This window comes from Ruegeria sp. D1(2025), from assembly GCF_056536425.1.
Window position 1 is genome coordinate 13,289 of the sequence record NZ_JBQFPO010000011.1, and the last position, 22,584, is coordinate 35,872.

A 22,584-nucleotide genomic window follows, 5' to 3' on the forward strand; every position below is an offset into this window, starting at 1 on the left:
TTGTTACGGAAAAAAATTGCCCGTGAAAAAATCAGTCAGCGCGGCAAGCCCGCGATCAAGAGCCCACTTTTCAAAGCCCGCTTGTGTTCGCTATGAGAGAAAGGGTACCATGAAACAAAACGATCGACCGAGAATTTTTCGTCGAGACTCAATAACTCTTTACCAACTTCCCGAGCTTTATCTTCTTCCCCATTCATCGCGAGACTTGCGGCCAAAATCCTCAACGTTGCAATGAAGCGCGGATTTACGTGCCGAGCCTTTTCCAACCAAGAAATGGATTCGGCATAATTCTCAGACACAAACTCCGCAATTCCGGCACCGGTCCACCATGTAAAATTCAAAGTGTCAAAAGGACTGAGCTTAAAGGCATTTTGAAACCTGTGTATCGCGTCCTCACCGCGGCCAAGGTAGGACAGAGTAACCCCACTCCAGGCCCAGCCCAAAGCGTTGTTTTGATCCAGCGATAAAGCCAAATCGAACATGGACAATGCTTGATGGGGTTTTCCTTTGAGCAGACTTGTCAAATGACCCGCCACGACCTGGCAAAACGAGTCTTCGGGATCAAGTGCAATTGAATACTGAGCATGTTCAATGGCCAGTTTTTTGTCCCGCTCAGGATCGTCCGAGTGCCCTTCGCCAAATAGGTAATTCAGTCGCCATGCAGAATAGGCGTAGGCCTGCGCATATGTAGGATCGAGTTCCATCGCCCGTCGCAGCGCGGTTCCGGAGTTCCGGTAACCGTCCTCAGTGAACCGGTACAGTTCCGAGGCCGCTTTGAGAACGCAGTCATATGCGTCAAGGCTTTCCGTCGAGCGATTTCGAACGCGCTTGATACCATGCGCTTTCAGGCGCGGTTCAAAAGATCCAACGACTGCTGCTACGATGGTATCTTGGAAGTCGAACAGGTCATCTGCGCTTCCGTCGAACGTCTCGGACCAAATCGATCGGTTTAAGGCGACGTCGACCAATTCCGCCGTTATCCTCAGCTTATCGCGTTGCCGGCGCACACTGCCATCCATCACGTAGTTAACACCTAGCAGCGAGGCAATTTCCTGTAAGTCCATCGAACGCTTTGCAAATCGCAAAGTCGAGGCGCGCGCGATGACGTGAAAGGCATGGCTGCGCGACAGGCCATTGATGATGTCTTCGGTGATGCCAGACCCAAAATACTCTTCCATTTCATGGCCCGATGACGCGCGAAAAGGCAGAACTGCAACGGTGGGGCGGGAGGTCCACTCGATAAAGGGTTGGTGCAACCGCGTCTCTTCTTCGGACGCTGCATCAGAAGGAACCACCTGAAACAAGTGCACAATGCGTTTGATATTCTTAAGCCGGGGAGTCCCGATGTCTTTGAAGCTGACATTTGCTTTGTTGGCGGCCAATTCCCGTACGATGCCAGTAGTTATGATTTGACCGGGGGCCGCTGCATCATGAATACGCGATGCAATGTTTACGCCGTCGCCCAGTATGTTCCCATCTTGCACTAAGACATCTTCGACATTTACTGCAATCCGCAATTGCAAATGACTTTCATTGCCCGCATCCATATCAGCCGTGGGTTGCGGGGTATTCTGTGCATCCACCGCCCACTTTAGGGCCGCGACAACACTTGAAAACTCGACAAGGATTGCATCTCCGGCGGTTTCAACTAACCTTCCGCCATGTCGTTTTAGTAAGGGCAGCAAAACATTTTCTTTTAGCGTTTTCCATTTATTGCCGGCGCGAATGTCGTTTTCTGCAACAAGACGCGAAAACCCTGCAACGTCCGCGAATGCGATAACTGCAAGCCGACGCATTTCGGCCGTGCGAGGTCCGTCAGTCTGAACCATCCAATAACACCCTCGAAAAACACATAATTGGCCAATGTAGATCGGCTCATTCAGAAGCTTAACGCCATACTCCGTGTCGGTCTATCTATTGGCCTTTTCAATAGCCTACTTCGGCGGATTCGCTTTGGTTGGCATTGCATTTTAAGTACGGGAGGTTGCACTATCGCTGATGCCTGCTTTAGTACGAACACCTAGATTGGGATGGCAAACGTTGACGGCAGACACTCTGGAATTCAGCGTGTTAGGCTTCAGAAGGGCGAAAAATCCGACCTTCGCATCTGCCTGAGTGTAGAATACCTTTGAGTCAAGCCCAAAAAGCTGCAATGCAGAAATAGTTTCGAGGTAATCGCAATCTAAATGTCCGCTTCCACGTCAAACTGTGGAAGTCTACGCGCACATGTATATGGTAACTACTCTCCGCCCCTTCGGCACCAATGCCGCACGCATCTCCAATGTCGCCTTTGGGCTCGAAGCAGTCGTTCGCTGCACCAGGCATGATCGTCCGCTTTGCGGACAAACCGGCCTGATGCTGATGCAGCGATCTTCGCGGCCGCGCGTCCATCACATCACAGAACACGTCGTGGCAATGCTGCGCGATTTCCCGAAAGCGGACATTCAAGCCTGCCAAATCGGCGCAATTCAAAACCGGTCATCCGCTACGCGATTGTCGAGCGTCCGAGTTGCGGACGAAGTAGTCATCAGAAGCTGTGGCTAGTATTCACGAGACCCTGGAATGCTCCCGCATGCGAGTATCAAGTTCGATATCTCAATGATGATTGGCATCTAACTAACGCCTTTACGTGATTGAGCCAAATCAATGCATCAAAGCACCAATCCGGTAGCATGAGATGGCTTGGGAGGGTGATACATGATTGCGATCGAAGATATTGAAGACATGTCTGCGCTGACGCGGGTCGAGATTGAAGCGCTAGCTGAACATGAGCATATCACAAAATACGATGCTGCTCTTATGGGCGAATACTTGATGCATACGCATCACGGGCCCCAGAAGGTGCATGAGATGATTTGCGACGATATTCGCGCCGCGTTGCACAGAGATGACTTGCAGCATGCAACAGAGCTCTTTGCGGTTCTGCGCGGTTTTCTGGCCGAAAATCCCGAAGCCGCCCGAGGCGTCCGCAGATAGGCCAGACAATGGTCAAATGCGCGTGTGCCGGCACTGTTAGCTGCCGTTCTCGGCACTCTGTTTTAGCGACCGCTAAGCGGACTATTCGGCCATTGATTTGTCGAGCCAATTTGCTGCTACGAGACGTGCAAGACAAAGCGTGCTAAAGTTGTAAGAGTATGTGTTTTTCTGCAAATGCCAGTTTTGCTGTAGGCGGCGTCTTGATCGCAAGTAGCGCGATCACAATGCCGCTTGCTTGGCGGGTCGGTGTACGTTTCTTACCGCTAGCGACTTATCCACTTTTCTTTGGAATGCAGCAGGTTGCGGAAGGTTTTGTGTGGCTAGGAATTGAAAAGCACCAAGGTTATGAAAGTGTCTCAGCGGCGATGGTTTTTCTGTTCTTTGCGTACTGGTTTTGGCCAACTTGGGTGCCATTTTCAGCTGCTGCTTGCGAGCCGTACCGTTTTCGGCAACGCCTCTTCATCGCCTTTACAGTTTTGGGCATTGCTGGAGGGTCGCTCTTGTACCTGCCTATCATCTTGAATCCAAGCATTCTGCAGATTGACCTCATTCACAATTCGATCCGTTATTTGAATCCGGAGATGTTCACTAATGAAACGAGCAAAATGGTGGCGCGGGTGATTTATGCCGTGATCATCTGTGTCCCGCTGCTGTTGTCTTCTCACCCTAAAATCAGAGTTTTTGGACTTCTTATCCTGATCTCAGTCTTGGCCGGCTTTTTCTTCGCGTCCCACGCTTTCACATCGATTTGGTGTTTTTTCGCGGCCGGTCTTTCCGCTTACATGATTGTTGTACTGCGGTCACTGGAAAAGAAAACTGGAACCGCTCCAGCCCTCTAATTCTCTTCTTACCGCATCGGCTGCAGGCTCCGATTGATGTCTTATGGAGCGACTGTTCTGGGCTCTGAGCAGTCGGTCAGCCATGATAGTCCCAGCGACAGCTTCGGAATTCCGAATGGCGGCCTAGGGGGCTAAGCTAATGCAACGGCAAAATCGTCTCAAATCTCATAATGACCGCTTTTGGGTCTGGGTTGGATAGCGAACCGCCGCAGCGCCGCAAGTCCGCTTTGAGCCCAAAGCGGAAGTTCACTCGCCTAAGGTGAAACGAGTGGTTTTGGACGATTTTGCATTAGCCTGATCCCAAGTAGCAGAGACAAACATCCAAACGCCAATCCCATTGCGAGGGCATTGGCAACGAAGACACCGCCAAACAGGGATATCGCTGTTTTTCCCGCCTGCTCGATAGACGTATCTACTACGATCGATACCCAGTCTTGCAGGTATAATGCGAAAAGGACCGAGAGCCCTACGGGCGAAATGATAAGCGCTGTACCGAGAGAGGCCAATCCTCGCCCAAGGACGGCTCGCAGTGTTGACCCTTTTAGTACTATTGCAGCTATGGAAGTAAAAACGACAAGTACAGAGAACAAGACTAGCAACATGTCCATAATTGCGGGTAGGTCTTTCGAGACCGCCCCAGTGACGGCCGAGGTGAAGGGCAATAGAACGAAGGTAACAAGCCCTGCAGCAAGGAGCCCTGTGAATAGCTTTGGCAACATGCCAGACGAACGGCTACCACCGCGGTTTTCAGGTTGTATGGGCAGAGCCGGGTCAATCTGATTCCACTGCACAGACATTGGTTTTGCACGAGAAAGCATAATAGCCCCCTTGGATTGTTAAATTTCAGACGACCCAGCCAGCCGCTTGTTCATGGGAATCTGGCAGGCCGGAACGGAGTTTCTTTCGGCGCTTGGAGTAGTATTTGCGTGATCTGGACATGCCGATGCGCGAACATTGGTGTCCTTGCCATTTCAAGTGATGAACAACCTGATTACGTAAGCGACAGTCGCTAGGCAAAAGACGCTGCCCAACCAGATCGCGCTGAACCAGAAAACTTGCTTTTGCAGTTTCAATGGAAGCTCTCCTCTGGATCGATCTTCCCGCGGAAAACCCAATACGTGTAGGCGGTGTAGGCCAGGATCACAGGCAGCAGAACGACGGCTCCGACCAGAGCAAAGGCCAAACTGATGTCCGGCGCGGCGGCTTCAGCAATCGTGAGGCTTGGGGGTAGCATATAGGGGTGGAAGCTGATCCCAATGCCGATGAAGCAGACGACGAACAAGGCAACGGCGCAGAAGAAGGGCTGATAGTCGCGCTGTTCTTTCAGGCCGCGATGAAGCATCCAAGCAATGAGAGCAACAACAGCCGGCACACACACAGAGAAAACGACACCGGGCCACGAAAACCATCTGATCAGATAGATCGAGTATTGGAATGGGGTCAAAAGACTAACAAGGCCGATCAACGCGAGCGTCATAAGCATCAGCGGGCGGGCATAAGAACGCATCCGGCGCTGTATCTCACCCGTTGTTTTCATATTGAGCCAGGTCGCGCCCAGCAAGGCATACCCGATCACCAGGGCCACTCCGGTCAGCACTGAGAATGGTGTCAGCCAATCCCACCATCCACCTGCGTACTGCCGGTCCTCGACCGGGATGCCCTGAACCAGCGCGCCAAGCGCGATGCCTTGGCAGAAGGCAGCCACGGTTGAACCACCGTGAAACGCAACATCCCACAGCCAGCGTCCGTGTACCGTTCGCCACCGGTATTCGAAGGCCACGCCCCTGAAGACGAGCGAAAGCAGCATGATGATGCTCGGCATGTAGATTGCGGGCATCACCACGGAATAGGCCAGCGGGAACACGGCGAACAAACCTCCGCCGCCGAAGACCAGCCAGGTTTCGTTTCCGTCCCATACCGGCGTCACCGAGTTCATCATGACATCCCGATCTTTGTCGGTTTTCGCGAAGGGGAACAGGATTCCAACTCCAAGATCGAAACCGTCCAGGATCACATAGGTCAGAACGGCAAAGGCAATGATGCCTGCCCAGATTGTCGAGAGTTCAAGCATTACACCGCCTCCGTCAAAGTAGAGATTTCAATGGGTTTGTGACTTTTCTGGATATCTTCGACAGGTGGTTTCCCCATTAGGCGCAGCATGTAGAACGTGCCTGCTCCGAAAACGGCGAAATACACGACGATGAAGGCTATCAGAGACGCGGCAACTGTAGGTGCATCCACTTGTGACAGTGAGTCCGACGTCCGCATCAGCCCGTATACCGTGTACGGCTGGCGCCCCACTTCGGTAGTGATCCAACCGGCCAGTACCGCCACGAACCCGCTGGGCGCCAATAGAACGGAAGTCCGGTGCAGCCAGCGATCGTCGTTGAGGCGGCCGCGAACCCGTTGAACAAGCGACCACAGGCCAACGCCCAACATGGCAAAGCCGATAGCGAGCATCACGCGGAAGCTGTAGAAGACGATCGCGACCGGTGGTTCCTCGTCGTCGGGGATAGTGTCCAGCCCTTCAAGCGGGGCATTGGGGTCATGTTTCAGAATCAGCGACGAGAGTTTCGGAATAGCGATGGCATAGTCCACGCGCTTCTCATCCTCGTTTGGAATACCAAAAAGGATCAGTGGGGCACCTTCGGGATGGCTGTCGAAGTGACCCTCCATCGCCATCACTTTCTGCGGCTGATGCTCCAGTGTGTTCAGACCATGAAGGTCGCCGGCGACGATCTGCAGAGGGGTGACCAGAACGGCCATCCACATTGCCATCGAGAACATTCGAGTGACCTCGGCCGTGCGATTGCCGCTTAGCAGGTGCCAGGCCGCAACCCCGGCTACCACAAAAGCAGTGGTGAGATAGGCGGCAAGAACCATGTGTGTCAGGCGGTAGGGAAAAGACGGATTGAAGACAATCGACGACCAGTCAACGGGAATGAACTGCCCCAGTTCGTTGATGTCGAACCCGGCCGGGGTCTGCATCCAGGAGTTGACCGAAAGGATCCACGTAGCCGAAATCAGAGTGCCGAGGGCGACCATCGCCGTGGCCATCATGTGCAAGCTGGGACCGACGCGTTCACGACCAAAGAGCATAATGCCGAGGAAGCCCGCCTCGAGGAAAAAGGCTGTCATGACCTCGTAAGCCATCAAGGGCCCGATTACAGGGCCTGCGATATCCGAGAATGCGCTCCAGTTCGTGCCGAACTGGTACGACATCACGATGCCGGACACGACACCCATCGCAAAGCCAACGGCGAAGATCTTTTTCCAGTAGTTGAAAAGGTTGAGGTAGGCGCGCTCTTTGCGCCAAAGCCAGAGACCGTTTAGGACGGCCAGGTAACTTGCGAGGCCAATGGAAAAGGCCGGGAAGATGATGTGGAACGACACAGTGAAGGCAAACTGGATACGTGCCAGGGTCTCCGCGTCGAAGTTTGTCAACAGGTTCATTGCCGTGTCCTTTGGTATTGGGTTGCAAAGTGCGGCAGTGAACAGAAGTACCTAGACTGCCGGCTCGTCGATGTCATTCAGGTGAGCCAGACTTGGGTTGGTGCCGGTTTCAGTTCGTTTGGGTTCTGGACGGTTGTTTTTGGGTTTTGGACAAAACCGGGGGCGAGATTGGCGACTGAAGTTCGGAACCGCTGCTTCCGCAAACTTGCGACATTTGAGGGTCCAAAACAAAGTTGCCACCCGGCTCGTTTCTCGAGCCGAATGGCAACCTATCAGAAACTGTGCGAGTTCTGTGCGGGATGGTCAGTCAAACTGCGTCTGGATGCTAGCAGCGCATGCTGACCAGTCAGGTCTGTTCGGCTGTGTTTCTCCTATTTCTGTTTCGTTGGCGGTCGAGCTTCAGTCTTTCCAGTCTCTGCGGTCTTCTTTGAAATCGTCACGGCGCTCTTGTGCTTCGTCCCGCGCATCTTCGAAATTGTCCTTCTGGATCGCGCCGCCAACGGCGCCAACCGCAGCACCGGCTGCCGCGCCACCTACGATGCTTTCACCGGCAATACCGGCCACGGTGGCGCCGAAAACTGCGCCTTTGATGGCTTTGTCGGTGACGTAATCAGCTTGAGCTGAGGCTGCCATGGTGATCAGAAGCGCGCCTGAGATCGGAGCGATAAAGAGTTTTTTCGAGGTCTTCATAGGGTTCATCCTTGTTCTGGGTTAGCAACTACTGCGGCTGCTGTGTGCCAGTGAACTAGGTGACCCTATGGCACGCTTTCTTTTGGAAGCGGGACAAGGTTTTGTGGATATTGGACATCTTTCGACCCCCGGCGCCAGTCCCTCTAGCGGCCAGCTTTTCGGAATCTGGCAGGCGTTTCACCTGTCCAGCGCTTAAACGCAACCGAAAAGGCGGCCTGATCTGCAAATCCAAGCATGAAGGCAACCCGGGCAACACCCTCTCCACTACGCAGCATCCGCTTGGACAAGTCGCACAACACTCCTTCCAAGAGTGCTTTGAAGCTTGTTCCCTCGGTGGTCAGGTGCCGGGTCATAGTGCGCCGCGTCAGTCCAAGCTCGGCAGCAATATCGTCGCCGTTGGGGATTGGCCCGGGAAGGCGCTCGCTGAGCATGTCCACAATGCGGTCAGACAAGCTTCGAACCGCATCGGGTTGAGCCTTTAATTGCTCTTCTCCGTGCCTTCGTAAATGTCCCAATAAGGTGGGGTCTGCCGTTGGTATCCGAAAACTCATGCCGTTTGGGGGCAAAGCCAAGGCGTATCCGGACTTGAAGCCTAAGACTTCACATCCGGCCAATTCGGCCAGCAGCCGGCAGTGCTCGGCATCGTCCGTTTCTAACTCGATAGAGATCGGGGCAAGCCCGCCAGAGGTGATTTGTTGAACGCGCTTATACAGGCCAAAAATCAGCATTTCGCGGTGGCGAGGGTATTGATGCGCCGGGATAACACTGCTCTCCAGAGTGATCTTTGGCTCATTAGGTGCGCCCACGACGTCCAGGCGCAGATCAGGGTCTTGCATTGCATAAAAGCGCTGCGTCAAAGCCAGCGCGTCTTCCACCGTTTCGGCTGCCCGCACGATGTAAGCCAGAAGGGTACCAGGACCCTGTGCCGACAGCCCCACGCGAGCTGCAAAGGTTTTGTCTTCCAGAACCCGGCACGCAGTTTCAATTGTACCCGCCTCATGAAGCAGCTCGACGGTGGCGTCTGGGCTGCTGCCGATATCAACGGGCACCCCAGCCATCTCCAAGACCTCAGGAAACGGAATGCGCGCTCCGGGTTCTTGCGAATAACGCAGCCCAACGTTTTGCAGTCTGTAAGCGCTAATGCGTGGCATTCTTACGCCCTCCCCTGACTTGCACGCAACTCCCTGCAGTTACTGGAATTGTCCAGAAGCCAATAACAAATGTCCAGAACCCTCAGGATCGCAGGCGCGATGACGGTTAGGTCCCGGTCATCGGAAAGGAAACGACCATGATCTACTTCGCAAGGTACTACCGCGTACTGAAGGCAATCCAAAATTCCGCCAAGCAAGAGTGGTCCGGGGGAAATATCCACGGTCTACACAGTGCGCCATTTGGCGAGAAAACACCGAACGGACGTCGTTGGGATCCACCCTACCCCCCGCAGGAACAGCCCTCAGAAACCACACAACAACCAACCGAGAATTGACGTTCTCAAGACACTTGAAACCTACACGCGCAGCTTGGCTGCGCAACAAAAGGACCTGAAACATGAAACCACCCGCGTTCCTGATGGCGCCCTTAGTTGGCGTCATTTCAACTCCGGCCTTTGCCGCTGGTGGCGATCCCAGATGGTGGGTCGCGCCCAATCAAACCGACACCTATGCATGGGTCGGCTTGGTCGTTCTCGCCCTTGCGATCCTGCTGGTCGTTCACCTCTATGCGCGCTTTGAACGTTACACCGAACACAAATCAATCGGCACTCCGCTGCGTACAACTATTCCGACGATGCTTACAGTAGCTTTGGCGTATGAGCTGATGCCGGCCCTCAGCCACTTCAGCAATCTACTGCCGGGCGCCCTAATCCTGACCGCAATCGCCCGCGACTTTATGTTGTGGTGGCGCCCGTCGAATGAGGAGTTGGTGAAATGATCGAACTGCTCGTCACATCCTTTCCGTTTGTACTGCGCGTGATCTATCTGAAGTGGCGCGGGCTACCGGTCACTCTGTACAACGTTCACCGAGCGCTTTTCATGTGGTTCGTTCTGGCACTGATCGTGTTCTTCGCAGTTTTCTACTACTACCCCAAATCTTACACTGGTCTTGTGCCATTCAGAACTGTTCCGGTCGTTGCCGAGAACGGTGGAACAGTAACAGATATCTACGTAAAGGGCGGTGATCGTGTAGAACCGGGCGATCCGCTGTTTGCAGTCGAGAATGCGTCGGAACAAGCAGCAGTAGATTTTGCAACCCGTAAAGTTGAGGAGATAGAAAGCGCGAAACTGGCAGCTGAATTGCAGGTCCAAACTGCTCAGGCCTTGGTGGATGCCGCAGTTACCGCCAGAGAACAGGCTGAGCTGGTGCTGATGGATCACGAGGCACTTCAAGCAAAGGGCTCTGCAGCATTTCAAGTGAGCCAGTTGGAACGCGCCCAAGCTACCTTGAGCACTCGGGAAGCAGAGGTTGAGGCTGCGGAAACGCAACTTGGTGTGGCTCAGGTGCAGGCGACTGCCGTTTTTCCGGCCCAGCTTGCATCAGCACGCGCGTCGCTGAAGCAGGCCCAGGTCGAGCTGTCCAAGACTTTGACACACAGCACTGTCGACGGCGTTGTTGAACAAGTCACCCTGAATGTCGGTTCGCGCGCAGCGCAAGCAGCGATGAGCCCTGCAATGCTGATTGTACCGGATCGGAAAGATACAGAGAAAGGACGCATCGTTGCTGGTTTCTCGCAGGTTTCTCGCACCGAACTGTACGAGGGAATGGCCGCAGAGGTGGCGTGCGAAAGCAACTTCAACATCTCGATGCGCAATACCGTTCTTCCTGCAAGGATCGTACGTATTCAGGAGCAGATTTCTTCCGGTCAGCTAGCGCCTAGCGGTCGCCTGATTGAGCCCAGTGAAAAGGCGAAACGGGGTCAGATCGTTGTGCATCTCGATCTGGTGCACCCAGAGCACCGCGAACTTTTGGTTCCAGGTAGTGGTTGCATTGTACAATCCTACACCACCAATTTTGAAGGCGAAATGGAAGGAACACTTGTCGCCCACGGGATTCAGGCCATGGGTATCATCAAGGCGGTCGGTCTACGGGTTAAAGCTTGGTTCGGTCTGACTTCGGGTATCGGCTTGATCGGTGGTGGTCACGCCTGACTTTCCAACTCCATCCATTTTCAACAAATGCGGCTCCCAACAAATGTTGGGAGCCGTTTCGGCAATTTGCAGACAGATCGCACGTAAAATAAATGCGAGTTATGTGACGGCTTTCTGCCACACGGCTAACGATTTGATTGTCCGCTCAGGTGATCTCATGCAGGAAAATGACAACCACATACAGTAGGCCGGAATGTCCGTTTCGTCCGCATAGCAGGCCCTAGCGCAACGTGCAGCGAATGACTGCTCCGAGCCATTTTGACCAATGCTGCGCGGTGTCCCAATGATAGTAATGCGCAGAAAGCAGACTTTGCAAAGTACAGCGTGTGGCCACTGCCGGCGTTACCAGCGAGAAGACACGGTGGCACCGGAACGGGTATTTGATTTGTCCTGCAACTGAGCCAGAAGGCGTCCTCACGCTTTCGAGACTTTCGAGCCATTGGAGCTGGTTGCCAACGTGTTCCGTGGGAATCGAAATTGATCAAGACCAGCTTTGTCGCAATACTAGTTTTACTATTCGGCGCTGAACCAAATCGGCGATGTGTAAGCACGGTCTTGTACTTCTGCGGGAACCGCCTCGGGCAGCGGTATATCGTAGAAAGCTGCGTCTATGGTCGTCCATCGCGGCTTTGGAATTTCGATCACTCTCACATAGTAAAAAGCGTTGTTGTTCGGGTCAAAATCTGGGTCTTGCCAATAACCGGCGAGCTCCACGGAACCGATTGAGTTGCTGTATGTCGCGCTTTCAATGTCTACCGTCGAGCCTACTGGTTCGCGTGCGCGGCCATCCTCTCCAATCTCTCGGCCATCGGAGACTGCCACGTCGAAGATCCGCTCATGGGTTTCGCCACTCTCGTCGATCCAGCCTTTGATAATTTGGACTCGGTCGAGGTTCGCGCCATCTGGGTCGCGCAGCACCCGGATCAGGAAGCTGGGAGAAACCCCATTAGGCGCGTTCCTAAGGTCTCCGCCCATCGGCACACCGTTCTTATACCCGTTGGAAACAAAATCCGAGGCGTACAGATCATCGGCATCAAAATCCCAGCCGCCAAAGACCCGGACTCGCATTCGCGGCCCGGTCGTAGCGTAGGCCTCTTTACGCTTGATTGCTCCGTGGACTTCCTCGCGGGTATTTTCGCGCGCCCAAACAGCGGTGAGGCCAGCAGCCGATTCTTGCGCCGTAATGATACGCAATGCCGGGTCTTCGGCCGGGATTACATCAAAGTTGTGACGGTTCGCTGAAGGCTCTGTGTGTTGGTACTTTCCAAAGTAGTTGTCCTCGCGCGTGGTTGGGAGCGCGGTGTGCGTGTCCGTCGTGCCGTAGAAGCCGAACTTGAATGGGTTAACGCCTGTCTTACGCTGAACTTCGAGCCCGACCTTCAACGCAGAGCGCCCATACTCGTAGCGCAACATTTCAGGGGTCTTTGCGACGGTGCCTGAGATGTTCGCAACGTCCCAGGTTTCGAAATCCGCAAACTCATCATCAGGTGACAGCAATGGGTGCGTTTCCTCATCCCCCTTAATCTGGGTTACCTCATGCATCGGCTCCCAACGAATGCGTTTGGCCGCGTATTTCGCATCCATAGGTGTTCCGTCGAATTTCGTAGGCGCGAACATTATTCCGTTGGATATATTTCCGTTATGCGGAACAGATACTGCGCTTCCGCCCGTCTCTTCTTCGTACGCAGCCAGATAGTCCCACAGCGGCTCAGGGTCTTCGCTTTCAAAATAGGTAAATGGGCGGGTTCGACCGGTCTTATCGGCGCCGTCTCCGAAGATCACCACTCGGTGGAGATTGTTACCTCTCGGAGTTGATGTCCACTCGTACCCAGCCAATGATGTGAAGACGCCGGGTTCGTAGTATTCGTCGACCGTTTCCACGATTTGTTGCCAAAGGTCACCGTCCAAATCCAATCCAGCGGTCGGGTCTCGCCCTTCGATTGATGCGATTTCGATGATATCAGCGAACGCCTCCATCCGACCTTCTTGCCCGGAATTGAACCTTTCGTAAGTCAAACGACCCCACTCGTCAGCCAAAAGCCGAGGGTCAGCTGCTCGAACGGCGGTCGCAAGTCCCAACATTTCCGCGTGTTCAGTAATTGCGAGGAAATCGAGAGGCCTAATGAGTTGAACAGGTTGCCCAGTGTTTGAAGTTATCCTCTCACCGCGGGCCACGCGAAAGGCGTCGTGGATGTTCAAAGAAGTCCCAACAAGCCCTGCGTCGAATGAGATTTCAGTGTGGAAGTGAAGATCACCAAATAGAACTTTATCAGGATAAGATCGGTCAACAAACGGAGAGTAGGTCTGTGCGGGGACCACCGTATCAGGAGGCACTTCGCCTTCAAAGCCAACTGCTTGCGTTCCAAATGAAAGCGCTAAGGCGGTTGCAGCATACAACGTAATCGTGGGTTCAAAATGAGTTCTCATGACTGCCCCCCAGACAAAAAATAATGTATATATGTACGAGAAAACATGCATAAAATCAAATATTCAAGTGAGTGGGGTCCACCGTCTCCCATCCGCGCGCGTGCACCTGTCTAAGACTCGATTTTGTAGGTCTGCTTTGGGCTGACTGTGGTCCTTTGGAGTAAAAATGCGGATGTCTGCAAAGTCCGCAACTCGGACATTGGCACCCGAAAATTCGCTGCGCAGTGAATGAACGACCGCTTTTCTTTCTGCGATGCGGCTCATGGATATGGCGACTAGTTTGCCGCGTCTGCGAGGTTCGGAGATGGAGCACTTCCGCATTGGGTTCGAAGCAGACATTCGCTGCAACTTGCTTGAACGTCTCCTTCGCGGAAAATTTTACTGAAGCGGGATATGTGTCTTCTTGCTTCAGTTCGTACAAGTGTTGCTAATAACGCTTTTCTCCTAGGTGCGCGATACCCGAAGCCAGTAGTCGTCTTGCCTCGTAGAGTTCACGCTGACCAGACATTAGGTTTGGAGGCAGAGCACCTATCTTTTTAGAATGCCGGATTGATATCTCTAACCTATCAGCCGCTTCGATTGCGGCTTTTAGTGCAGCCTTGATGGCGGTGCTATCAGAAATGGGCAGGCGAGTTCCAGCCATTCCTCCGTTGTCTGTCCATGACCCTCTCTTCATTTTTGTTCCTCGCTCAGGCGGCCCCATTTTGGTAGCAGTGACTCATCAATTGCGGCGGTCGTTCTATCCGTACGTCGCATTTCCTCGACCTCCGCACGGAGTGCGGACAGTTCTTCAAGCCCTTTGAGCTGGGCCTGACGACCCAGGACATCCTGAAGAAGCCTTGCCTGTTGCAAGCTGATTTCGCCCCGCGATGCTGCAGTTGTGGTCCGCTCTGAAGCGGCGAGGATATCTTCAATTGAGCTCAATTTGTTCCTGTCAGCCAATTGAACGAAGTCAGAGCGTGTAGGAGGCCGAACCCGATCAACGAGCCATTGGGCTACGGTTGGATTGCCGTTATCAAGCTCGTCGGAAATTACGTCAGTGGCGCGCCCGAGCATCTCTTCAAGCCGTTCGCCCGCAAGCCGTGCTGCGCGTGCTTTAATGCCATTTGCGCCCCGCGGTCGGCCGGTTGACTTTGGCGGTTTGTGCCCGGGCAGGAACTTGCCATCCGGGCCGCGTTTAGCTTGTTGCTCGTCATGGGGCATAGAACCGTCAATCTCGTCATTTATACGTCAATAATACTGACATAATAGCTTAACTGTGCGTTCTTGTCACTGTCTTGGGATTGACCCGTGGGTTACGGAGTTCGAGAGCGAGGTGTTCCGCTCCTTCAAGTGAAAAACCAAATCGGCTGTTGCATTCCCACAAAGAAATCAAGACGTGAGGATGCCTCCAAGGCCATCTGGCATCACATGCTCAACGCTCAATTCCTTAGTTACAGGACATGCAAACCACCTTGGATGCTCCCACTCAATTCTCAATTTCCATTCCTCAATGTTGAACGCACGTTGGCCAAGTTGTCTGGATGAAGGTGATAGCACCGCGCGACATCAAGGTTTTGGACTGCCAAATTGGTTTCATTAGCCCAATTGACAGCAGTTGAAGTCAGGAGAATTCAGTAATATGTGGGGTTTTATGTGGGGGCGAGATGTCCCAGCTGGCGGAAAACGCAGCGTTTTCAATGAGGGTATGGTGGCCCTAGGCTCCACCAAACCTTCTTGAAGACACTCCGGTTTTCCCCCGTCTCACCCCCCCAGACCCGCACAGAAGTAGGACGCTGATGGCGCTCAATTTGCGGCGCGTACCGGTGGCCGTGCAAATTCGGGGCGCATGGGCGATGCATTCTATTACAGCTAGTTGTTCAGTTTCCGGGCAGCCTGCTTTGCTTCATATCGCTCCCATAGCCCCATATGTCCATTTTGCCGCGCGTTTGCGAGCCAGAGCTTTTTTCGAGCATCAGGCATTTCCAAAGATCGATATTTCCCGCCCGAGTACTTTCCCCAGTCTATCGCAAGCCCAAGTTTGACCATTTCTGCCGATAAATCACGACCATCCTCCAAAAAGCATCTGGCGACAGTTCGCCCGTGGGTGTCCTGCTCGGTTACTTCCGCCCTGATTTTTTGTCCTTTGCAGAGGGACACCAGCGCCCACTTCGCTTTCTTTCCATATGGGTGGCTCATCTCTGGTGCATCTACACCAAACAAACGGATCTGGGTTTTTTTGATCACCAGAGTGTCGCCATCAACTACATACGCGGAACCAGTCAATATCGACACCTCTGGACGCGGGACCGTATGGCTTGGGTCGAAACGCGGCAGCTGCGAAGAGCTTTGCTGCGGGCCGGTGGTTATCTTGGGCTTTTCGCCCACTCGAGGCTGCCAGGGGCGCGCAATCGTGTTGTCAGGTTTGTTGCTGCGAAGCGCCAAAAAAACCGCACCTGCCAGAACAAGACCCAATACTATCAAGATTTCCACGAAACAGGTCTCCCATAGTTTGTCAGAAAATGCCTTCACTAGAACTGGATCAACTCAAGCACACGCCAGGGTTGAATTTCTAGAGCATGTCATATTCACCCAATAAGATGTGACCTCATTGCCTCTCCCAAAAGGTCACTGGGTGTGCTTTGTGACGGTTCATTTCCTTTTCTTCATAAGGCCAAATAACTTGCTGGATTTCAGTTAGTTCCTGACTTCCACGGCTTCTAGGGCGCTAAAACAAGATGGCAGGAAATCCAAAAAGAATGGCGACTTCGCATAAGCAGTCGCTTCGATGCGGTTCGATGTGCGTTCCGGCGTGAAGAATTCAGCGGATTTATTAGTAGCAAAGGGTCGCGTTATGAGTGTGGAGCCAAAGTTAAGATGACAGATAGATCGCGACCCAAAAAGACTGAGAGAAACGTGTTATTGGTGCTGGCATTGCCGCCCATGGCAAAGCCCTTCCTCTCAACGAGATCAGCCTTAATTGAAAACCAACGCCTTAACGGGCAGCAAAATTGTCTGTGCGCGCAAGACGATCGCGTTTGCGATTCCCATCCCGTCCACAATCCGTGCAAGAAAAGCCGAAAAACCCGTTATTTCACCGGCATCAATTTCCTTCGCCCGGCTTGTGTAGGCAACGCCGACGCATGAACTTCCCGGGGGGATATCTTCCAGATGTTTCGGGAAGATTGGCGCAAGAAAGGCCGTCACAGTGCCGGGTCGCGCCCGATCCTGCTGATCCAGCAGCGCGTCACCCGGTCGGAATTGTCCCGCAGCAATCGCGTCTTGCACCTCGTCCACGACCATCGGGATTATGGTCAAGGGTTTGGATGCGCAGGTGATTTCCACCAGCATGCCGGGCTTGAACACGCTGGCTGAAATCTGACCGAAAGCCGCTATGAAACGCCCTTGTCCTGAGACGTCTGGCACCAGAATACCAGCGGGACGCAGAATTGGGTTAACGATGTCACCCGGCTTCAGGAGGAATTGGGTCACAACCCCGTCCACCTCAGCGAATACGGTTGATTTCGAGATCTCGTTTTCGGCCTCCCGAAGCACGGCGCGCGCGCTTTCAAGCTGCGCAGGAAGAAGTGAGGTTTGGCGAAGCTTGGCACCATCGAGTGCCGCGAGTGCGGCTGCGCGACGGCTCTCCGCCCCGGACACTGCCGTCTGCAACCGCTCCAGCTCCTGCTCGCTCACAACAGTATCGTTTCGCTCGGCAAGCTCTAGGCGTCGATCCAGATCGCTTGTGGCCTGCGTAAGATCTGATTCTGCCGCCTCAACACCAGCAGCGGCTGCCGCGATTTCTGTTGCGGTCAGGCCCAATGCGGCCTCGATCTCTTCTATGCGGCGTTGAGCGGTATCTGCTGCTGCTTCCTGTCGGGTCGTGTCCAACCGGAAAATGGCGTCACCGGCACTAACCGCATCATTGTTGGCGACATAGACCTCTGAGACGCGGCCACCGCGATCTGACAGTATGGTAACCGTGCGAAATGCGGCGGACACGTTCCGCGTTGAGGGGTGAAAATAGAAGATCACTGTGATCAGCGTAACGGCCAGTATTGCGCAAGCGGTCAAACCCCACCGCAATTCATACCAGACGTTGAACAGGGTTATTTCATGGCCCCATCTCTTGCCCTGCTTGTAGCGACGGTACAGGTAATCCGGGACAATCGTGATCAATGCAGAGAATACCAACTCAAGCATCGTGGTTCTCCGAAAGGTCCACTTCGGTCCTGAGCGGGAATATCTCGTGCAGAGGCACAGCGGCAATCAGAATGGCGGCGATCCAGAAGGCATTGTTCAGTGTGAAAAGCGAGATCAACCCAAGCACACCAACCAGTTGCATTTGAACCTTGTGCGCGCCTGCCGCCATGCGGTCGGGGATAGCCTGCACGGTAAAATACAATGCGCCGAAGCCCAGCAGGACAACGACAAGAAGAAACCCAACAACGATCAAAAAGCCGTCTGTTTCCCCCGGAGGTGTCACCCAAAACGGGAGCCGCGCCATCGCCTCATCAGAGATAGAGCTGTTCACGTGAACCTCCTGTTTCCAAATGATCCCCGGCAAGGATAAGCGATTGAAATCAAAAAAACCAATCCTGCACGAGGCAACTCTGATCAGCCCCCGGCCCGATAGCGTGAACATAATGACGGGCCAGTGCCCGATATGACGTTGGACGGAATCCAGTTCGAGGTTCTCAAGCCTCCTGAGAAAGTGGTGCGCACGTCACTTCAAGCCATTTCAAGAAAGCACCTACCTGATCGGAAATGCGCCCCTTTCGGTAGACCGCAAAGTAGCAGGCCACCCATTTCGGCGGCACGTCGATAGCTTCCAGTCTGCCTTTATCCAGGTACTTTTTGACGGTCACTAGAGGGCTTAGATGCAATCCGTAGCCTTGCAAGGCGGCGTCCAGCTCGAACTTCGATCCCCCCGGATCAACAAGCTGAAGGTCGTCGACGCGCAGGCCGAAGTCCCGGACGACACCTTCAAAGACTTGGGAACCAATGCTCTTGTCCTTTATCCACGGCACATCGGTCAGGTTTTTCGCACCCAACCTGACAAGCTCTGGTGTGCCGCATAATACGAACGGCGACTTTAGAAGCAGTTTCTGGGCCGCGCCGCTCCAAACATGGTTTGGCGGGCCTCCGCGTATCGCAATGTCAAAAGCTTCGAGATCGACGTCCCACGAATTTCCTTCCGCAGCGAAGGACACCTGGATGCCGGGGTGTTCCGCCCAGAAGCCGCCAAGACGTGGCATGATGACCGCGTCGACAAATCGGACAGTCGTAGACACACTCACACCGCGAGCGGCCTCCTGAGCCGTCACATCATCAATGCCTTTTGCGATCTGCTCGAATGCGTCGTTGAGCGTGCTGGCCAGCGTCCGACCGGCCTCGATCAAAGCAAGTCCACGTCCCTCTCGGCGCACAAGTGGAATCCCCAGATCAGCCTCAAGCTTTCGCACCTGTTGGGCAATTGCGGCAGTGGTTACGTTCAGTGAACGCGCCGCAGCAGAATAGCCGCCTAAACGGCCGGTCGCCTCAAACGCCCTGAGGGTCGAAAGCGGCGGCAACTTATGCCAGTCAATAAGGTTCATTCAGTAGAAATACTTAATGATTGCTATTTTTTCCTGCCTCGCAAGGTACACCAAACGTAACTATTGTCGAGAAATACACCCGATACGAGTTGAACAATCAGTGGTGTAGCTATCTGAAATTGCGATTGCCCTAAAAGCCTGTCGAATTGCGTTGCAATGCGATCGTCCTGCAATGCGTTTTGCGTTGACAGGCGGGTTTGAACAACCGGCAAGGTCCAATCGCCGCAAATGCTTGGAGGCCGATATGACTATCAGGATAAACATGCTTTTTACTGGAATAGGGTTGGCCATCGCGGCACCGGCGCTGCCCGACACCAAAGCCGAGACTCCGCAAGCCGCACACGTAGCGTATCTTGCAGCGATCAACTCGAACAAACTGGATCAATTCCTTGAGACGGTCACTGATGACGTGGTCTTCATCGCTCCTGGCGCGCCTGTCATGGAAGGCAAAGCCAAGGTCGGGCCCTGGGTGCGCGGGTATTTCGACGCCGTTCACACCAGTTGGAAAAAGCAATCGCTGGAATTTGTTGTGGCGGCGGACTGGGCGTTTGAGCGTTATGAGTTTACCGCCACCGATGTTCCGCGTGACCCGGGCCCTGCCACTGTTTCCACCGGCCATGGCATCAATATCTACCATCTCGAAGATGACGGAACATGGCGCGTGGCGCGGGATATCTGGTCCAACGCGAATACCTTCAGCGCCGGCAGATCAATAGCGCCCGCGTGTTCGGGGCGTGCCGAACCTTGCTGATCAAAAGCTTTGATTGGTTGGCACGCCGCCCAAATGGCTTGGACACATACCGGATCGGCCGCTTATTACCGGGTTCCGTCCTCGGCCAACTACATTGGCCTCCGGACGGAACCAGGCAAGTACTTTTCTCGGCAACCGAAAGGCCCAACCCGCAGATCGGGCATTAGCGAATTACTGGGCCACAACTTCCTTGCAGCTGCCTTTGCCCCATCCGGATTTGCTGCCCGAAGCCGAATAGTCAAACGTGCCAGTCTTGAGATTCACGTTGTAATTCAGGGTAAAGCCGTCACCGATATACAGGTAAGTCAGGGTGTCGAGGCCGGGATACACCTCAGCCTTATTGTCGATATCACCAATGGTAATATGCCCTTTGTTCTGGCCTTCGTATTTGACCAGCTTGGCCGCCATTTCCGGATATTTTGCATCCGGCGCTTCACACTCGAACGCCCGGTCTTCCGCAACTGCAGCGACGGGTAAGAACACAAGAAAAGCTGCTAACTTTTTCATTTTTTGTTTCCTGGCATATTCTGTTCGCCGACGCCCGCTAAGGACAGTTTGAGGCATAATTTTGCAAAAATTCTGGCTACTCTGTGCACGGCAAGACGGCCATCAGATTTGATCTCGAAGCGGTCGTTTTTGCCGGGTCTTGCGCGAATACTGAAATGGAGTATCTCGAGCCGGTCGGAACGGCGGTTACTTAATCAACGAAACCCCAATCCCTCGGTTTAGCGATGCTCGGAGATGACGGTCGATTGGTCGCCGCAACGTCCACACACGGCCTGCCCCAGTCGCTCTGAAGCCGAATCTGCCCCGCCCGTCCGGGTCCCGCCGACCCCTTCCAAAGCCAGCGAAGATCAGACGGACCCCCTCAATCACGCAGGTTTTCCGGCGCAGCAAGCGCCCGGCGATGCCGCTGAGTGACCACCTCAGGTCGCTTTTTCCTTCCGGCGGCAAAGCCGCGCATCCTGAAGCTTGACAAGTCCCCCGCCTGTGCCGCATGTCCGACCCGTTGGTGTCCATCCCTGGATGGATGAAAAGGGAATGCGTCAGCGGTTTTTCCGTCAAACGCAGCCGCCCCCGCGACCGTGACCGGAGAGGGTGCCCATAGCCACTGGCCGAAAGGCCGGGAAGGCGGGACATCTGCCAGAGCAAGCCTCTGACATCCGCAAGCCGGGAGACCTGCCAGCACCCGAAGAAGAAACCGGGCGGGGTGTTCCGGTGTCGGGTCCATGTGCAGACGCGTGGCCCGCATGAAACCCCGTCCCCCGCGAAGAGGATTTGGGGGGATGAGAGACATGACCGAGACCGCACCAGTCGAGTTGCTGGTCTGTACCACGTGCCGCCGTGGACTGCCCGTCGAGGATGATGAAAAACGCCCCGGCACATTGCTGCACAAAGCGCTGCAACAGGCCGACCTGCCCGAAGGCATCACGCTGAAACCCGTCGAATGCCTGTCGAACTGCGATCAGGGCTGCTCGATCGTGCTGCGCGGTGGACCGGGTCGCTGGACCTTTGTCTATGAGAACCTGAACGAAGCCGAACACGTTGACGTCATTGTCGACGGTGCGACCAAATATCTGGCGACCGAGGACGGCTTGGTCAAATGGCGCGAGCGCCCCGAACATTTCCGCAAAAACTGCGCCTCCCGCATTCCCCCGATTGGAGCCCTGAAATGAGCACTCTTGAGAAATTACCCGTCACTGTGATCACCGGCTTTCTGGGCTCGGGGAAGACAACGCTGGTCAAGCACCTGATGCAGAACCCGCAGGGCAAACGTCTGGCGGTCGTGGTCAATGAATTCGGCGACGTGGGCGTCGATGGCGATATTCTGAAATCCTGCGCCATTCCCGATTGTCCGGCAGAGAACATCATGGAACTGGCAAACGGCTGCATCTGCTGCACCGTGGCCGATGATTTCATTCCGACCATCGAGGCGTTGATGGCGCTGGACCCGCGCCCCGATCACATTCTGATCGAAACCTCCGGCCTCGCCCTGCCCAAGCCGCTGCTGAAAGCCTTTGACTGGCCCGATATCCGCTCGAAAATCACTGTGGACGGCGTGATCGCTCTGGCCGATGCCGAGGCGGTCGCGGCAGGTCGCTTCGCTCCGAATGTCGAAGCCGTGGACGCCCAGCGTCTGGCCGATGACTCGATCGACCACGAAACGCCTCTGTCCGAGGTGTTCGAGGATCAGATATCCTGCGCCGATATCATCCTGCTGACCAAGCCCGATCTGGCCGGGCCAGCGGGTGTTGCCAAAGCCAAAGAGGTCATCGCAGCTGAGGCCCCGCGCCGGCTGCCCGTCGTAGAGGTTGCCGAAGGCGTCGTAGACGTCCGCGTCGTGCTCGGTCTGGAAGCTGCAGCCGAGGATGACATGGACGCGCGTCCGTCGCATCACGACGGTCACCACGACCACGAACATGACGATTTCGAAAGCATCATCGTCGAACTGCCGGAGCAAAGTGACCCACTCGATCTGGTTGCCAAGATCGAACGTCTGGCCAGGGAACTGAACATCCTGCGCGTCAAGGGGTATGCGGCAGTTGCCGGCAAACCGATGCGTCTGCTGGTTCAGGCTGTCGGTGCCCGGGTGCGTCATCAGTACGACCGCCCCTGGGAACCCGGCGAGGAGCGCCGCTCGCGTCTTGTGGTCATTGCCGAGCACGACGACATCAAAGAGGCCGAAATCCGGGATATCCTCGTGGGTGTGACCGAGGCCGCCGAGTAAG

20 protein-coding genes and 1 riboswitch are annotated in these 22,584 nt (G+C 54.5%); of the genes, 7 read left to right on the forward strand and 13 right to left on the reverse strand.

Features of this window, described 5'->3' with window-relative positions; translation table 11 throughout:
- Positions 1 to 35: 35 nt before the first annotated feature.
- Positions 36 to 1,829, reverse strand: a complete 1,794-nt coding sequence (locus tag ACR1XU_RS19455) for an adenylate/guanylate cyclase domain-containing protein (RefSeq protein ID WP_480909354.1) — start codon at positions 1,827 to 1,829, stop codon at positions 36 to 38.
- Positions 1,830 to 2,697: 868 nt separating this feature from the next.
- Between ACR1XU_RS19455 and ACR1XU_RS19460 the strand changes: the two genes are divergently transcribed.
- Both ACR1XU_RS19460 and ACR1XU_RS19465 read left to right on the forward strand, forming a co-directional pair.
- Positions 2,698 to 2,976, forward strand: coding sequence for a hypothetical protein (locus ACR1XU_RS19460; RefSeq protein WP_281971844.1), 279 nt, complete (start codon positions 2,698 to 2,700; stop codon positions 2,974 to 2,976).
- A 158-nt stretch (positions 2,977 to 3,134) separates the two neighbouring features.
- Positions 3,135 to 3,815, forward strand: a complete 681-nt coding sequence (locus tag ACR1XU_RS19465; RefSeq protein ID WP_480553010.1) for a DUF6629 family protein — start codon at positions 3,135 to 3,137, stop codon at positions 3,813 to 3,815.
- 971 nt (positions 3,816 to 4,786) lie between these two features.
- On the opposite strand, the gene ACR1XU_RS19470 is transcribed toward ACR1XU_RS19465, so the two are convergent.
- From ACR1XU_RS19470 to ACR1XU_RS19490, 5 genes are all read right to left on the reverse strand, one after another.
- Positions 4,787 to 4,930 carry a DUF2474 family protein gene (locus tag ACR1XU_RS19470; protein WP_480915652.1) on the reverse strand — a complete coding sequence of 48 codons (144 nt, stop codon included), beginning with the start codon at positions 4,928 to 4,930 and terminating at the stop codon, positions 4,787 to 4,789.
- Positions 4,885 to 5,886 carry a cytochrome d ubiquinol oxidase subunit II gene (gene cydB / locus ACR1XU_RS19475; protein ID WP_480908172.1) on the reverse strand — a complete coding sequence of 334 codons (1,002 nt, stop codon included), beginning with the start codon at positions 5,884 to 5,886 and terminating at the stop codon, positions 4,885 to 4,887. Before cydB ends, ACR1XU_RS19470 begins: the two co-directional genes overlap by 46 nt.
- Positions 5,886 to 7,268: a cytochrome ubiquinol oxidase subunit I gene (locus tag ACR1XU_RS19480; protein WP_480908170.1), complete on the reverse strand. Its 1,383-nt coding sequence runs from the start codon at positions 7,266 to 7,268 to the stop codon at positions 5,886 to 5,888. Before ACR1XU_RS19480 ends, cydB begins: the two co-directional genes overlap by 1 nt.
- A 399-nt stretch (positions 7,269 to 7,667) precedes the next feature.
- Entirely contained in the window at positions 7,668 to 7,958 is a 291-nt protein-coding gene (locus ACR1XU_RS19485; protein WP_480908169.1) for a hypothetical protein, read from the reverse strand.
- Between the two features lie 143 nt (positions 7,959 to 8,101).
- On the reverse strand, positions 8,102 to 9,109 hold the full coding sequence (locus ACR1XU_RS19490; RefSeq protein ID WP_480908167.1) for a helix-turn-helix domain-containing protein: 1,008 nt from the start codon (positions 9,107 to 9,109) through the stop codon (positions 8,102 to 8,104).
- A gap of 397 nt (positions 9,110 to 9,506) precedes the next feature.
- On the opposite strand from ACR1XU_RS19490, the gene ACR1XU_RS19495 reads away from it, so the two are divergent.
- A complete protein-coding gene (locus tag ACR1XU_RS19495; protein ID WP_170613811.1) occupies positions 9,507 to 9,887 on the forward strand; it encodes a hypothetical protein in 381 nt (126 codons plus the stop codon).
- Positions 9,884 to 11,101 (forward strand): HlyD family secretion protein, encoded by a 1,218-nt coding sequence (locus ACR1XU_RS19500; RefSeq protein ID WP_480813469.1) that lies wholly within the window; start codon positions 9,884 to 9,886, stop codon positions 11,099 to 11,101. The genes ACR1XU_RS19495 and ACR1XU_RS19500 overlap by 4 nt, the downstream gene beginning before the upstream one ends.
- 513 nt (positions 11,102 to 11,614) lie before the next feature.
- On the opposite strand, the gene ACR1XU_RS19505 is transcribed toward ACR1XU_RS19500, so the two are convergent.
- The 6 genes from ACR1XU_RS19505 to ACR1XU_RS19530 form a co-directional block, all read right to left on the reverse strand.
- The gene (locus tag ACR1XU_RS19505) at positions 11,615 to 13,528 is read right to left on the reverse strand and encodes a DUF3604 domain-containing protein (protein WP_480908165.1); all 1,914 of its coding nucleotides are present in this window, start codon (positions 13,526 to 13,528) and stop codon (positions 11,615 to 11,617) included.
- Positions 13,529 to 14,200: 672 nt separating this feature from the next.
- A complete protein-coding gene (locus ACR1XU_RS19510; protein ID WP_480908164.1) occupies positions 14,201 to 14,731 on the reverse strand; it encodes a hypothetical protein in 531 nt (176 codons plus the stop codon).
- 648 nt (positions 14,732 to 15,379) lie between these two features.
- Positions 15,380 to 16,000 carry a thermonuclease family protein gene (locus ACR1XU_RS19515; protein ID WP_170825356.1) on the reverse strand — a complete coding sequence of 207 codons (621 nt, stop codon included), beginning with the start codon at positions 15,998 to 16,000 and terminating at the stop codon, positions 15,380 to 15,382.
- Between the two features lie 483 nt (positions 16,001 to 16,483).
- On the reverse strand, positions 16,484 to 17,710 hold the full coding sequence (locus ACR1XU_RS19520) for an HlyD family secretion protein (protein ID WP_170825355.1): 1,227 nt from the start codon (positions 17,708 to 17,710) through the stop codon (positions 16,484 to 16,486).
- Positions 17,703 to 18,041, reverse strand: a complete 339-nt coding sequence (locus tag ACR1XU_RS19525; RefSeq protein WP_170808275.1) for a hypothetical protein — start codon at positions 18,039 to 18,041, stop codon at positions 17,703 to 17,705. The genes ACR1XU_RS19520 and ACR1XU_RS19525 overlap by 8 nt, the downstream gene beginning before the upstream one ends.
- Before the next feature lie 163 nt (positions 18,042 to 18,204).
- Complete coding sequence (locus tag ACR1XU_RS19530; RefSeq protein WP_480908162.1) at positions 18,205 to 19,104, reverse strand: LysR substrate-binding domain-containing protein; 900 nt, start codon at positions 19,102 to 19,104, stop codon at positions 18,205 to 18,207.
- A gap of 244 nt (positions 19,105 to 19,348) precedes the next feature.
- On the opposite strand from ACR1XU_RS19530, the gene ACR1XU_RS19535 reads away from it, so the two are divergent.
- Complete coding sequence (locus tag ACR1XU_RS19535) at positions 19,349 to 19,855, forward strand: YybH family protein (protein WP_480908161.1); 507 nt, start codon at positions 19,349 to 19,351, stop codon at positions 19,853 to 19,855.
- 171 nt (positions 19,856 to 20,026) lie between these two features.
- On the opposite strand, the gene ACR1XU_RS19540 is transcribed toward ACR1XU_RS19535, so the two are convergent.
- Entirely contained in the window at positions 20,027 to 20,362 is a 336-nt protein-coding gene (locus tag ACR1XU_RS19540) for a hypothetical protein (protein WP_480908159.1), read from the reverse strand.
- A gap of 486 nt (positions 20,363 to 20,848) precedes the next feature.
- A riboswitch (cobalamin riboswitch) is annotated at positions 20,849 to 21,056 on the forward strand.
- 94 nt (positions 21,057 to 21,150) lie between these two features.
- On the opposite strand from ACR1XU_RS19540, the gene ACR1XU_RS19545 reads away from it, so the two are divergent.
- Both ACR1XU_RS19545 and cobW read left to right on the forward strand, forming a co-directional pair.
- Complete coding sequence (locus ACR1XU_RS19545) at positions 21,151 to 21,531, forward strand: DUF1636 domain-containing protein (protein ID WP_170682400.1); 381 nt, start codon at positions 21,151 to 21,153, stop codon at positions 21,529 to 21,531.
- A complete protein-coding gene (cobW, locus tag ACR1XU_RS19550) occupies positions 21,528 to 22,583 on the forward strand; it encodes a cobalamin biosynthesis protein CobW (protein WP_480908157.1) in 1,056 nt (351 codons plus the stop codon). The genes ACR1XU_RS19545 and cobW overlap by 4 nt, the downstream gene beginning before the upstream one ends.
- The last annotated feature ends 1 nt before the right edge of the window (position 22,584 follow it).

What these genes read in the sequence shown, in the direction of transcription:
- ACR1XU_RS19455 (WP_480909354.1), bottom strand. Translation starts at nt 1,829, where the DNA reads ATGGTTCAGACTGACGGACCTCGCACGGCCGAAATGCGTCGGCTTGCA.
- ACR1XU_RS19460 (WP_281971844.1), top strand. Translation starts at nt 2,698, where the DNA reads ATGATTGCGATCGAAGATATTGAAGACATGTCTGCGCTGACGCGGGTC.
- ACR1XU_RS19465 (WP_480553010.1), top strand. Translation starts at nt 3,135, where the DNA reads ATGTGTTTTTCTGCAAATGCCAGTTTTGCTGTAGGCGGCGTCTTGATC.
- cydB (WP_480908172.1), bottom strand. Translation starts at nt 5,886, where the DNA reads ATGCTTGAACTCTCGACAATCTGGGCAGGCATCATTGCCTTTGCCGTT.
- ACR1XU_RS19480 (WP_480908170.1), bottom strand. Translation starts at nt 7,268, where the DNA reads ATGAACCTGTTGACAAACTTCGACGCGGAGACCCTGGCACGTATCCAG.
- ACR1XU_RS19485 (WP_480908169.1), bottom strand. Translation starts at nt 7,958, where the DNA reads ATGAAGACCTCGAAAAAACTCTTTATCGCTCCGATCTCAGGCGCGCTT.
- ACR1XU_RS19490 (WP_480908167.1), bottom strand. Translation starts at nt 9,109, where the DNA reads ATGCCACGCATTAGCGCTTACAGACTGCAAAACGTTGGGCTGCGTTAT.
- ACR1XU_RS19495 (WP_170613811.1), top strand. Translation starts at nt 9,507, where the DNA reads ATGAAACCACCCGCGTTCCTGATGGCGCCCTTAGTTGGCGTCATTTCA.
- ACR1XU_RS19500 (WP_480813469.1), top strand. Translation starts at nt 9,884, where the DNA reads ATGATCGAACTGCTCGTCACATCCTTTCCGTTTGTACTGCGCGTGATC.
- ACR1XU_RS19505 (WP_480908165.1), bottom strand. Translation starts at nt 13,528, where the DNA reads ATGAGAACTCATTTTGAACCCACGATTACGTTGTATGCTGCAACCGCC.
- ACR1XU_RS19510 (WP_480908164.1), bottom strand. Translation starts at nt 14,731, where the DNA reads ATGCCCCATGACGAGCAACAAGCTAAACGCGGCCCGGATGGCAAGTTC.
- ACR1XU_RS19520 (WP_170825355.1), bottom strand. Translation starts at nt 17,710, where the DNA reads ATGCTTGAGTTGGTATTCTCTGCATTGATCACGATTGTCCCGGATTAC.
- ACR1XU_RS19530 (WP_480908162.1), bottom strand. Translation starts at nt 19,104, where the DNA reads ATGAACCTTATTGACTGGCATAAGTTGCCGCCGCTTTCGACCCTCAGG.
- ACR1XU_RS19535 (WP_480908161.1), top strand. Translation starts at nt 19,349, where the DNA reads ATGACTATCAGGATAAACATGCTTTTTACTGGAATAGGGTTGGCCATC.
- ACR1XU_RS19540 (WP_480908159.1), bottom strand. Translation starts at nt 20,362, where the DNA reads ATGAAAAAGTTAGCAGCTTTTCTTGTGTTCTTACCCGTCGCTGCAGTT.
- ACR1XU_RS19545 (WP_170682400.1), top strand. Translation starts at nt 21,151, where the DNA reads ATGACCGAGACCGCACCAGTCGAGTTGCTGGTCTGTACCACGTGCCGC.
- cobW (WP_480908157.1), top strand. Translation starts at nt 21,528, where the DNA reads ATGAGCACTCTTGAGAAATTACCCGTCACTGTGATCACCGGCTTTCTG.